The organism is Amycolatopsis echigonensis, assembly GCF_002846615.1.
In the GTDB taxonomy this organism is placed as follows: Bacteria; Actinomycetota; Actinomycetes; order Mycobacteriales; family Pseudonocardiaceae; genus Amycolatopsis; species Amycolatopsis echigonensis.
The window spans coordinates 4,451,455-4,462,933 of sequence record NZ_PJMY01000003.1 but is presented as its reverse complement, the minus strand read 5'-3'; the positions used below and the strand labels follow the sequence as shown (position 1 = coordinate 4,462,933).

The window sequence follows — 11,479 nt, the reverse complement described above, 5'->3', positions numbered from 1 at the left end:
CAGATTCCGACGGTAGCCGACTCGCGCGGCCTTGGCAGCCTGTCCCGCAGGGTGGCCTACTACTCTCGGACCCCGTGACCGCCCTAGACGACGTCCTCGCCGCACACGGTGCCGCCGTCCGCCCGCTGTACGACGTGCTCGCCCTGCTGCGCAGCGGCTCGTACGAGCTGGCCGACCTGGTGCGGCTCACCGCTGCCCCGCGCCGGAGCGTCGAAGACCTCTTGGCGGCGCTGGAACCCGACCTGGAACGCTCCCCCGCAGGCATCCGGATCGCCCCGCACGCACGCGCCACCTACGCCGCGTACTCCTTGCCGCCCCTGCCCGACCCCCTCGACGCAGCGGTCGCCGCCCAACCCGCCCTGCTCACCATGCTGGCCGAACGGATCGCGGCCGTCCCGCCGCCGCTCGCCGCGCTGGACCACGTGCAGGCGACCCCGGAGACCGTGCTGCGCCGCGCATTGTGGCTGAACTCTCGCTACGACCTCCGCCGCTGCAAGGTGCTCTTCCTGGGCGACCACGACCTGACGTCCCTGGCTGTGCGCGCGGTGTGCCCGGAAGCCGAACTGTCCGTAGTGGACCTCGACGAACGCGTTCTGTCCTACCTGGACACAACCGGCGAACGCGGCATCTTCACCGCACACGCGGACCTGCGCGTCGGCCTGCCACCGGCCCTGACCGGCAAGGCGGACCTGGTCTTCAGCGACCCGCCCTACACACCGGAAGGCATGGGCCTCTTCGCCGCACGCGCGGTGCAAGCCCTGCGCGAACCCACCGAAGGCCGAATCCTCCTGGCGTACGGCTACAGCCCGCGCCATCCCGCCCTAGGCGCACAGGTGCAACGTTCGCTGGCCACCCTGGGCCTGACGTTCGAAGCAATCCTCCCGGACTTCAACCGCTACACCGGCGCACAAGCAATCGGCAGCGCAGCGGACCTGTACGTCTGCCAGCCGACCGCGAAGGCGAAGAAATCGTTCGCCCGCAAGGGAAGCTCCGCGATCTACACCCACGGCCCGCAGTCAGTCGAATCGGCCGCCACCAAACCGGGTCTGCTGGCCGCCGCCCGAGAAATCGCCTCCGAAGGCGGCCTGGCCTTGGAAACCCGCCCCGTCGGCTGGGCCACGTCCGCCCCAGAAGGCGACGCGGTCGCAATGGACCTCACCGCAGACCCCGGCCCCTGGCTCCTGCGCACCCTGCTGGGCACCAACGCCCGCCGCCTGGCGCTGCTGCTGCCGAACAACCACCCAGACCTCGCGGACGCAGCCGCGCAGGCGTCGCTCACCTCGCTGGTCGCGGACAAGTACCGCCTTCGCCTGCTGCGCAGCACCCCGGACAACCGCCACGCCATCGTCGTCGCCGACCTGGTCGACCACCCATCCGACCTGCTCACCCGAGCCCACGCCCGCCTGGCGAACGCAGCCCTGAACGTCCCCGAGGAGTTGGCGGACCTGCGCCTGGTAGACGTCCCCCGCCACCGCCTGCCAGAACTGCTCCCCGGCTGATCCTCCGCGTGCACCGCAGCAGCCACTCGCACTAGCCACCGACCCAGCTCACGCACTCGCCGCTCCCTAACAATCGGTGCGCCAACCCCACCGCCAAACCGCCACCAACGCACCCAACGCATCGAGGCACCCACACCACCCCCGCACCCCGATACGAAGCCCCCCTGCACAATCAAGCTTCGGGGTGCCCCACGCAACCACCGGGCGCAATGTCGCCGCCAGGCGACGAGCCGCCCCAAAACAACCCCAAAACCAATTCCCGCTAAACCGCCATCGCCTCATCGTCATAAACCTGCAAACGCACCCCAAGCGAATGCGGATGGATCTGGCACTTCCCCGTAACCACCCGCACCACAACATGATCCACCCCCAACCTCCATAGCTACCCGGTTCCGCCTCGACATACCCGGCTGACGCGGGAAGCATTGAGGGACTCCGGCTTGCAGCCCCGGAGCAGAAGGCGGCGCTGGATTCTGATTTGAGGCGGGCACGACGTGACTCGACCTCGGGCGGAGCATCCTTAGTTGAAGCTAATGAATCACCGGAGCAATTCGCGGCAGTCGGGATATCCGGATGCGGATTTGGCTGGGCCTGATCGGTCGATTGACGAGTTCCAGCCCGCTCCGCGGCCAACTCCAGCATCTTCGGCAGCCATCACCAGAGCCGTCAACGCCCCAACCCGCCAAACGCCGCACCCGCGCAACCCGCCCCCGCCGTGGCGCCCCAAAAATGGACCAGCAAGTCCAAAATCAGCCCGAAGAAAAGGCTCCCCAGCCCGAAAGCCGAGGAGCCCCTCCCGAGAAGAAACCTCAGCCAGCCACGCCGTCCTGCTCAGCCGCCTTGGCCACCGCAGCCGCCACCTCGGGCGCGACCCGCGGGTCCAGCGGGCTGGGCACGATCCGGTCCGGCCCGAGATCGTCCGAGGCCACCGCCACGATCGCCTCCGCGGCGGCCAGCTTCATGTTCTCCGTGATCGCCCGCGCCCCGGCGTCCAGCGCCCCGCGGAACACGCCGGGGAACGCCAGCACGTTGTTGATCTGGTTCGGGAAGTCGCTCCGCCCGGTCGCGACAATCGCCGCGTGCTGCGCGGCGACCGCCGGGTGCACCTCGGGGTCCGGATTGGACAGTGCGAACACGATCGAGTCATCCGCCATCGTCGACAGCAGCGAGGGATCGATCGTCGCGCCGGACAGGCCGAGGAACACGTCCGCCCCGCGCAGCGCCTCGGCGAGACCGCCGGTCAGCCCGGCCTTGTTCGTGGTCTCCACCAGCTGTCGCTTGATCGGGTTCAGGTCGTCGCGTCCGGCGTGGACGATGCCGCGCGAGTCGAGCACCGTCACGTCCGCGACCCCCGCCGCGAGCAGGATCTTCGCGCAGGCCACCCCGGCCGCGCCGGCCCCGGACACCACGACCCGCTCGCCGGCGATGTCGCGGCCGAGGACCAGGTTCGCGCCGCGCAGGGCGGCGAGGGTGACGATCGCGGTGCCGTGCTGGTCGTCGTGCATGACCGGGCAGTCCAGCGCTTCCTTGAGCTTGTCCTCCAGCTCGAAGCAGCGCGGCGCCGAAATGTCCTCGAGGTTGACCGCGCCGAACGACGGGCGCAGCCGGACCAGGGTCTCGACGATCTCGTCGACGTCGGTGGTGTCGAGCACCAGCGGGATCGAGTCCAGCCCGCCGAAGGTCTTGAAGAGCACCGATTTGCCCTCCATGACCGGCAACGACGCGCTCGCGCCGATGTCCCCGAGGCCGAGCACCGCGGTGCCGTCGCTGACCACCGCCACCAGCCGGTCCGCCCAGGTGTACCGCTTCGCCTTGGCCGCGTCCTCGGCGATCGCCCGGCTGACCTTCGCCACACCAGGCGTGTAGGCGATCGAGAGGTCGCGCGGGTCGGAGATCGGCCGGGTCGCCGCCACGGAGAGCTTGCCGCCCTCGTGCCCGGCGAAGATCTCGGCGTCGGTCACGGCCGCGACGGTGCTGGCCTGGTCGGTCATCGGGGTTCCTGTCGTGGGAATGACGGAAGCGGGCGGATGGGTCTGGGTCATCGAACGTACTCCTGGGACTGCGAGCGGGGGACCACCTGGTCGACGGGCGGAGAAGCGCCCGTCGAGAGTGGGAACTCGTCCTCCGGACGGCAGCCCAGCGCGGTAGCGCCGGCCTGTCGGCGAGGCGTCTGCGCGGCCATCCGATCCGTGGGGTGTGGCGATGGCCGCCGACGCTGCGGTCCGTCAATCATGACAGGCCCCCGGCCGGGCCCGACCCCTCGGTGCGGCTCATGTCACAGATTCGCGATTCCCAAGACGTCCGTCCGGTTTCGGAAGCAGTTCCGTTCCGGCTCCGGAGAACGCACTCGATAGGGTGGCGGCCATGGACTTCCGCCCGCTCAAGGTCTCCGGCGCTTTCGAGTTCGTCCCGCGCGTCTTCCCCGACGAACGCGGACTGTTCGTAGCGCCGTTCCAGGAGGAGGCGATCGTCCGCGCGGCCGGGCATCCGCTGCGCGTCGCGCAGACGAACCACAGCGTTTCCCGCGCGGGAACGATCCGCGGCGTGCATTTCGCCGACACGCCGCCGGGCCAGGCGAAGTACGTCTACTGCCCGGGCGGGTCGCTGCTGGACGTGGTGGTCGACCTGCGCGTCGGCTCGCCGACGTTCGGCGAATGGGACGCGGTGCGGCTCGACTCGGCCGAGTTCCGCGCGGTGTACGTGGCCGAAGGAATCGGGCACGCCTTCATCGCGCTGGAAGACAACACCGTGATGGCGTATCTCTGCTCGGAGCCCTACAACCCGGCCGGCGAGCACGGCGTCAACCCGCTCGACCCCGCGCTCGGCCTGCCCTGGCCCGCCGAACTGACGCCGATCGTGTCCGAAAAGGACAAAGCAGCGCCGACCCTGGCCGAAGCGCTCGACCAGGGCCTGCTGCCCTCGTACGCCGATTGCGTGGCGTACTACGAAAAGCTGCGCTCAGCGCACCGCTAGGCGCGCACGCCGTCCTCGGCGATGACCCGTTCGATATTGCGCTCGGCCAGCGCGGTGATCGTCACGAACGGGTTCACGCCGGTGCTGCCCGGAATCAGCGAACCGTCCGTCACGTACAGGTTCCGGTACCCCTTCACGCGCCCGTAATTGTCGGTCGCTTCGCCGAGCACCAATCCGCCGAGCGGGTGGTAGGTGAAGCGGTTCTCGAACGCTCGCGTGTCGCCGAAGAGGTCGTAGCGGTAGATCGTGGAGTTCGCCTTGTTGATCCGGTCGAACAGCGACTTCGCCGCGTCGATCGACGGCTGCCCCTGATCCGGCGTCCACTGCAGTTTGGCCGAATCGCTCGCGGCGTCATAGGTGAAGTGGCCGCGTTCGGGGTTCTTGGTGATCGCCAGATACAGGCTCGCCCACGTTTCGAGCCCGGCGGGCACCGGCGCGATCTCGGCGAACACCGGATGCGTCGGGTTGTCCCAGTCGTCGATGCCGAGCGCGGGCATCCCGGCCTCGAGGCTGCCGGTCGTGTCCCACACGTGGTTGGCGCGGCCGAGCATGACGTTGCCGTTGGTGCCCCAGCCCTGCCCGACGGCCTCGGACAGGCGCGGCAGCCGTCCGGTGTCGCGGGCGCGCACCAGCAGTTCGGTGGATCCGAGGCTGCCCGCGCCGAGGAAGAGGTACTTCGTCGACAAATGCTTGGTGGCGAGCACATTCCCGAGCGCGTCGGATTCGCGGACGACGAGCGTGTACGTGCCGTCCGGCTGCTGAATGATCTCGCGGACCTGGTGCAGCGTCTGGATGGTCACGTGCCCGGTGCCGAGCGCGGCGGCGAGATACGTCTTGTCCAGCGAGCGTTTTCCGTGGTTGTTGCCGTAGATGACCTCGGACGCCAGCGCCGAGCGTTCGACCGTGCCCGCCTCTTCCTTCTTCATGTACTCGAAGTCGTAGACGCTCGGCACGAACGTGGTCTTCAGCCCGGTTTTCTGCGCGGCTTTCCGGGAAACGCGGGCGAATTGGTAGGACTTGCAGGTCTCGAACCAGTCCTCGTCGATGTGGTTCACGCCGAGTCCCGCGTTGGCGCGCGGGTAGTACTTGCCGTACATCTCGTCGGCGTCCACCTGCGGCAGGATTTCCTCGAAGTACGAACGCTTCGGCTGCACCGCCATCGCGCCGTTCACCAGCGATCCGCCGCCGACGCCGCGGCCGACGTACACCGACATCCCGCCGTAGTTCACCCGGTCCAGGACCCCGGCGTACGGATCGATGTCGTGGTTCGCGACGTCCAGCCACAGGAACGACGCGAGCGGCGCTTCAGTGCGCTTCTTGAACCACATCGACCGCCGGTCCGGCTTCAGCATGTCGCAGAAGACCTTGCCGTCGGGCCCCGCTTCGTTCCACAACTGGCCCATTTCGAGCATCACCGTCGGCACGCCCGCCTCGCCGAGCCGCAGCGCGGTGACCGCCGCGCCGTACCCGGTTCCGATCACCACCGCAGGCGAGTAGTCCGGCAGCGGCGAAGACGTCGCGGCACGCGCGGTTGTCGCCGAAATGCTGGTCAGTCCAAGGGCCGCGGCGGAGTTCAGCGCGGCGAGGCCGAGAAATCGGCGACGGTTGAGGGAGGCCATGCCCGGCATGCTGACCCGCCGCCGAGCACCCTGGCAAGGCTAAAACGAACGTCATTCGCGTTTGCCCAGTAAACGGCGTTAAGTTTCACTCGGCCGGGGTAACGCGGCAGACAGGTTTCGCCGGGTCAGGCGGCTTTCCGGGGCGTGACCCACACCGTGATCGTCGCGGTGACGACCTCGGTCCCGCGCGCGTCCACGATCCGCACCGGAACCGGAAGATCGAAGCCCTCGGAGCCGAACTCCGGAATCTCCGGCAATTCGGCGATCGCCCGCAGCCCGGTTTCGGCTTTCGCGACGTAACTCACTTCCATGCCCTTGGGCAGCCACCGGTGCGTGGCCGGGACAGTGGCCTCGGCCAGCATGCCCATCGCGATCTCGGCGAGGTTGCAGGCGGCGATCGCGTGGAAGGTCCGGATGTGGTTGTGGACACCCCACCACTTCGGCGCGGTCACCGAACAGTGGCCGGGGCGGATCTCCCGGATGGTCGGCAGCACGGTGCCGAAGTAGGGCACGCGCAGGCACATCGCGGCGGAAAACAGCTGCTTGCCGCCTGGTTTGGCGACCAGCTTGCGCCACAGCCCGTACGTCGACGGCGTACCCATCGCACACCTCCCAGGTGAAGTTACTCTCCAGTAGCCAAGCACACGACGAGCCTGCCGGGCAAACCCGCCCCGGCTATATTCGGCCGCGTGGCACATCGGCTCTTTCTTCTCCGGCACGGCCAGACCGAGTGGTCGTCGAACGGCAGGCACACTGGGCGCACCGACATCCCGCTGACTCCGGCGGGCGAGGACCAGGCGCGCGCGGCGGGCGGCACCCTGCGCACCCTGCTCGGCGGGCCTGGTCTGGTGCTTTCCAGCCCGCGCGGCCGCGCGCTGCGCACGGCGGAACTCGCCGGCCTGCGCGTGGACGAGGTCACCGAAGACCTGGCCGAATGGGACTACGGCGACTACGAAGGCGTCACCACGCCGACGATCCGCGAGACGGTTCCGGACTGGACGGTCTGGACCCACCCGGTCCCCGGCGGCGAGAGCGCGGAAGACGTGCAGGCGCGCGCGGACAAGGTGCTCGACCGGGCCCGCCGCGAAATCGAGAACGGCGACGTCGTCCTGGTCGGGCACGGGCACTTCAGCCGCGTGCTCGTCGCGCGCTGGCTCGGCCTTCCCGGCACCTCGGGTGTCCACTTCGGACTGGACCCGGCCGGTCTCGCGGTGCTCGGCGACGAGCGCGGCGAACCGCAGATCGAGCACCTGAACCTGCTGCCCGCGTTGGAGGGATGAAGTGACCGACCCCCGCGTACGGCGGATCCGGCCGGAAGACGTCGACGCCGTCGTGGAACTCGTCTACGCGCTGGCCGAGTACGAACGCGCCCCGCAGGAATGCCACCTCACCTCCGAGCAACTGCACGGCGCGCTGTTCGGCGAGGCCCCGGCGCTGTTCGGCCATGTGGCCGAAGTGGACGGTGAGATCGCCGGATTCGCCTTGTGGTTCTTGAACTTCTCCACCTGGCGCGGCACGCACGGGATTTACCTGGAAGACCTGTACGTGCGCGAGGAACACCGCGGTTCGGGCCTTGGCAAGGTGCTGCTGGCGACGCTGGCCGCGGAATGCGTCGACAAGGGCTACCACCGGCTGGAATGGTCGGTGCTGAACTGGAACCCGGCGGTGGGGTTCTATCGGGCGCTGGGGGCGCTGCCGCAGGACGAGTGGTCGGTGTACCGGCTGACCGACGAACCGTTGAAGGTGCTGGCCAAAGAGGCATAGAGCTCGTGAGTGCTGATCACGGTTCTAACCGCGATCAGCACTCACGACGCCCACCGCTGCCAGTGCCGCCGCGTCACCTGCCCGCGATGACGTGGCGGCATTGTCGCTCAGTCCTGTTCGCGCCGCTCCCGCTCGGCGCGCCGGCCCGCGAGACCGCCGCGCTCGGCCGCTTCTTCCTCGGTCTCGCCCTCGTGCATCCCGAGCGCCCACGCCCGCGACGGACGGCGGAACAGCAATACCAGCGCCGCCAGCCCGCACAGTCCGATCGGCACGCCCCACAGCGGCTGCCCGGACGGCCCGAGCAGATACCAGCCGACCCCGATCAACAGCAGCGCCACGACGACACCTGGCGAACGCGCCCACGTCTGGCCGAGCAGCAGCCCGACGGAGGCGGCGAGAAAGATCAGCGCGAGCACCGCGTAGGTGCCGAATTCGGCCCACACGTTGTTGCCCGGGATCGGCGGGGTCCGCAGCCCGTGCACCAGCAGCACCACGCCGAAGACCAGCAGGCCCAGCCCGGGCAGTCCGGTCAGGACGCCGGCGAGGCGGACCTCGAGCGGGGCGGGCGGCGGGTTCTCGGGATGCGACACGGGCGCGGCCCTTTCAGCTGCTGTGCGGGGGCGGGAGCTTGCCGCGGCACAGCCACCCGACCAGCGCGAGTCACCGTGCGTGAGCACTACTGATCGTATGCCACCCGGTCGGCCGTTTTCCGGGGCGGCGGCCGAAGAGAAAATCGGGGTAGTCGTCGATGAGCGGGCGGTCGGCCCGGGTGCACTTGTCACGACGCGCGGAGTGTTCGCCGTCTGCAGAGGAGGACCGCCCAGCACAGGGTCGCCACAGGTCACCGAGCAGAGGACGGCGTACGCGAGCGGCTGAGCTTCGCGTCACCATGTGGCGCTGGAGGTACGTCCGCCGGCCGAAAAGCACTTACCCTGCGGTAGTGCGCGCCATCCTCGTCGTGAACCCCCAGGCCACCTCGACCACCGCGGGTGGCCGGGACGTGCTGGCGCACGCGCTGGCCAGCCAGGTGAAGCTCGACGTCGTCGAAACCGACTACCGCGGGCACGCGCTCGCGGTGGCCCGTTCGGCGGCTCGCGACGGTTTCGACCTGGTCGTGGCGCACGGCGGCGACGGCACGGTCAACGAGGTCGTCAACGGCCTGCTCGCCGCGGGCGCTCCCGGACGCTCCGGGTCCGTCCCGATGCTCGGCGTCGTGCCGGGCGGCTCGGCCAACGTGTTCGCCCGCGCGGTCGGCCTCCCCGCCGATCCGGTCGAGGCGACCCACCAATTGCTCACCGCGCTGGAAACCGAACGGACCCGGCGGATCGGCCTCGGACTGGCCGACGGGCACTGGTTCACCTTCAACGCGGGCCTCGGCTGGGACGCCGATGTCGTCGGTCGCGTGGCAAAACGGCGCGGCAAGCAAACCAGCGCGAGCCTCTATCTGCGGGCCGCGGTGCGCTCCTACTTCCGCCCGCCGCTCGGGCGGCCGGCGCTGACCGTCCGGATCCCGGGCGAGGAACCGGCCGAGGCGGTGACGGCGTTCGTGTCCAACACCGATCCGTGGACTTACCTCGGGGAACGTCCGATCCACCTCAACTCCGGCTGCTCGTTCGAGACCGGATTGGGCCTGTTCGCGTTGAACGGTCTGCGATTGCCCACCGTGTTCACGCATGTACGGCAAGCTCTGCTCACGGAGAGCGATCAGCACGGCCGCCGTCTGCTCCGCCGCGACGATGTGCCTCTGATCCGCATCGACGCAGCTGAACCGGTCAACTTCCAGGTCGACGGCGACCTCGTCGGGCAACGCACCCGGGTCGAGTTCCAGAGCGTTCCCGATGCACTCACCGTAGTCGGATAGCCGAACGACCTCTGATCGCCCGCGGCAAAGTGCGTTCTGCCGCTCGGCGACGCAAACCCTCCGTTCACCGCACCGGCCTTCCGGCGAGCGGAGCTTTTCAGAACGAAACCGCAGGTCAGAGGCATAGCTCGGCCGGGTGAGCTGACTCACCGATCTTGTCCAAACCCTTGTCGAACGCGGTGCTTCGTGAAAGCATTCACAAGCACCCAAAAACACGACCGCCACTACTGTGGCGCGGCCCTCCCGCGTCACTGTGAAGGAGCTCACGAACATGGACTGGCGCCACGACGCGGCCTGCCGAGACGAGGACCCCGAGCTGTTCTTCCCGGTGGGAACCAGCGGTCCGGCTCTGTTGCAGGTCTCCGAGGCGAAGGCCGTGTGCCACCGCTGCCCCGCGGCTTCCGACTGCCTGGCCTGGGCTTTGGCCAGCGGCCAGGACGCCGGCGTCTGGGGCGGAATGAGCGAAGACGAGCGACGCGCGCTCAAGCGCCGCCGTACGCACATCGGCACGCGTACCACCGCCTGAGTCTTTTCGACTCAGCTGCAGCACCCAGAATCGCAAGCACCACCTCGAACCGGACTTTCGCCCGGCGGGCATTCGCGTGCCCGTGCCGCACATGGCGACACATACCCGGTTCGAGCGTAACAACCGAGGTCGGACACCCCGCATCCGGGTGCCGCCTCGCCCAGGACTATCCAAGTCCTCCCGCGGAACGTTGAACGGGCCGGTACCGCTTCACTGGTACCGGCCCTTCAGCGCGTCTGGGGTCCACTGTGGACACTTCAGGCTTCGAGCGCCCATCGCACGTAGCGCATCTTCGCGGTGAACCCGGCCCGCGCGAAAATCCCCGCCGCGCCAGTGGGGTTCGCCGAATCGACGACCAGGCTGGCTTGGTCGTACCCGTGCTCGGCTGCGGCACGCAACGCGGAACCGATCGCCGCGCCGGCGAGTCCGCGGTTCCGGTAGCCGGGAATCGTGCCGACCACCATGAAGTGCGCGTCGCGAATGCCGGTCGTCTCGGTGTCGGCTGCCCAGGACAGGGTCAGCACAAGACTCACCGGAGCGCCGGTCTCCTTGTCCCGCAGCAGAAAACTGATCTCGGGCTGAAGCGTGTGGTTCGTGAACTTGTTCTGCCACGCGTCCGCGGGCAGCGGAGGCGCACCCCAATGGTCTACAAAGGACTCGTTGCGGACGAACCGGAAGTCCTCGTCGGTCCCCGCCGTCCACTGTTCGAGCTGAAACCCGCGGGAATCGCCGGTGCGCCGCCGCCGAGCAGATGCTCCATCCGCTGGAAATAGCGGACCGGCGCGAACCCTTGCAAGCGGACAAGTTCCGGCACCCCGGCGATGTGCTCGGCTTTGTGGACATCGACCACGAGCTTCAGCGCCGGATGATGCACCGCGTGCAGGGTCTTCGCCGCTTCGATCCCCGCCTTCACCAGCCTGCTCCCGATCCCGCGGCGGCGGTAGGCCGGACGGACGCCGCCGTCGAGCAAGACCCGATGGACTTCTTCCGCGAACCGCTGGTAGCGGATCTTCAGGTAGCCGACCATCTCGTCGCGGTCGAACGCGGCGAGGCTGGCGCGTTCGAGATCGGCGTACGGGTCGATCAGCTCCTGCAGAGTGTCGTCCGCGGTGTAGTTCTCGCCGATCCGGTCGACCACCTCGATGGCGTTGAGCAGATCGGCCGAGGACTGGGCGTCCGCCTTCGTGAGCGGCCGCCACGTGAGGTCCGGCATGCGCCGGACAGTAATCCGGCGTGC

12 protein-coding genes are annotated in these 11,479 nt (G+C 68.8%); 6 read left to right on the top strand and 6 right to left on the bottom strand.

Going from position 1 to position 11,479, the window contains the following annotated elements; translation table 11 throughout:
- Positions 1-74: 74 nt before the first annotated feature.
- A complete protein-coding gene (locus ATK30_RS26230) occupies positions 75-1,499 on the top strand; it encodes a bis-aminopropyl spermidine synthase family protein (protein ID WP_101437855.1) in 1,425 nt (474 codons plus the stop codon).
- An 809-nt stretch (positions 1,500-2,308) separates the two neighbouring features.
- Here ATK30_RS26230 and ATK30_RS26225 read toward each other — a convergent pair.
- The gene (locus ATK30_RS26225) at positions 2,309-3,490 is read right to left on the bottom strand and encodes an NAD(P)-dependent malic enzyme (protein WP_101437854.1); all 1,182 of its coding nucleotides are present in this window, start codon (positions 3,488-3,490) and stop codon (positions 2,309-2,311) included.
- Positions 3,491-3,863: 373 nt separating this feature from the next.
- Here ATK30_RS26225 and ATK30_RS26220 point away from each other — a divergent pair, with 373 nt between their 5' ends.
- Complete coding sequence (locus tag ATK30_RS26220; RefSeq protein WP_101437853.1) at positions 3,864-4,472, top strand: dTDP-4-dehydrorhamnose 3,5-epimerase family protein; 609 nt, start codon at positions 3,864-3,866, stop codon at positions 4,470-4,472.
- On the opposite strand, the gene ATK30_RS26215 is transcribed toward ATK30_RS26220, so the two are convergent.
- Together ATK30_RS26215 and ATK30_RS26210 are read right to left on the bottom strand one after the other, a co-directional pair.
- Positions 4,469-6,091, bottom strand: coding sequence for a GMC oxidoreductase (locus ATK30_RS26215; protein WP_101437852.1), 1,623 nt, complete (start codon positions 6,089-6,091; stop codon positions 4,469-4,471). The genes ATK30_RS26220 and ATK30_RS26215 overlap by 4 nt on opposite strands.
- 125 nt (positions 6,092-6,216) lie before the next feature.
- On the bottom strand, positions 6,217-6,693 hold the full coding sequence (locus ATK30_RS26210) for a hotdog fold domain-containing protein (RefSeq protein WP_101437851.1): 477 nt from the start codon (positions 6,691-6,693) through the stop codon (positions 6,217-6,219).
- A gap of 87 nt (positions 6,694-6,780) precedes the next feature.
- On the opposite strand from ATK30_RS26210, the gene ATK30_RS26205 reads away from it, so the two are divergent.
- Positions 6,781-7,371, top strand: coding sequence for an acid phosphatase (locus ATK30_RS26205; RefSeq protein ID WP_101437850.1), 591 nt, complete (start codon positions 6,781-6,783; stop codon positions 7,369-7,371).
- Between the two features lies 1 nt (position 7,372).
- Entirely contained in the window at positions 7,373-7,855 is a 483-nt protein-coding gene (locus ATK30_RS26200) for a GNAT family N-acetyltransferase (RefSeq protein ID WP_101437849.1), read from the top strand.
- A gap of 107 nt (positions 7,856-7,962) precedes the next feature.
- Here ATK30_RS26200 and ATK30_RS26195 read toward each other — a convergent pair whose 3' ends face one another.
- On the bottom strand, positions 7,963-8,445 hold the full coding sequence (locus ATK30_RS26195; RefSeq protein WP_101437848.1) for a hypothetical protein: 483 nt from the start codon (positions 8,443-8,445) through the stop codon (positions 7,963-7,965).
- Between the two features lie 350 nt (positions 8,446-8,795).
- Here ATK30_RS26195 and ATK30_RS26190 point away from each other — a divergent pair, with 350 nt between their 5' ends.
- Positions 8,796-9,716: a diacylglycerol/lipid kinase family protein gene (locus ATK30_RS26190; protein ID WP_101437847.1), complete on the top strand. Its 921-nt coding sequence runs from the start codon at positions 8,796-8,798 to the stop codon at positions 9,714-9,716.
- A 271-nt stretch (positions 9,717-9,987) separates the two neighbouring features.
- Positions 9,988-10,242, top strand: a complete 255-nt coding sequence (locus ATK30_RS26185; RefSeq protein ID WP_009082948.1) for a WhiB family transcriptional regulator — start codon at positions 9,988-9,990, stop codon at positions 10,240-10,242.
- A gap of 257 nt (positions 10,243-10,499) precedes the next feature.
- On the opposite strand, the gene ATK30_RS46360 is transcribed toward ATK30_RS26185, so the two are convergent.
- Together ATK30_RS46360 and ATK30_RS46355 are read right to left on the bottom strand one after the other, a co-directional pair.
- Positions 10,500-10,775, bottom strand: coding sequence for a GNAT family N-acetyltransferase (locus ATK30_RS46360; RefSeq protein WP_244194732.1), 276 nt, complete (start codon positions 10,773-10,775; stop codon positions 10,500-10,502).
- 113 nt (positions 10,776-10,888) lie between these two features.
- On the bottom strand, positions 10,889-11,455 hold the full coding sequence (locus ATK30_RS46355; protein WP_244194731.1) for a GNAT family N-acetyltransferase: 567 nt from the start codon (positions 11,453-11,455) through the stop codon (positions 10,889-10,891).
- Positions 11,456-11,479 lie beyond the last annotated feature (24 nt).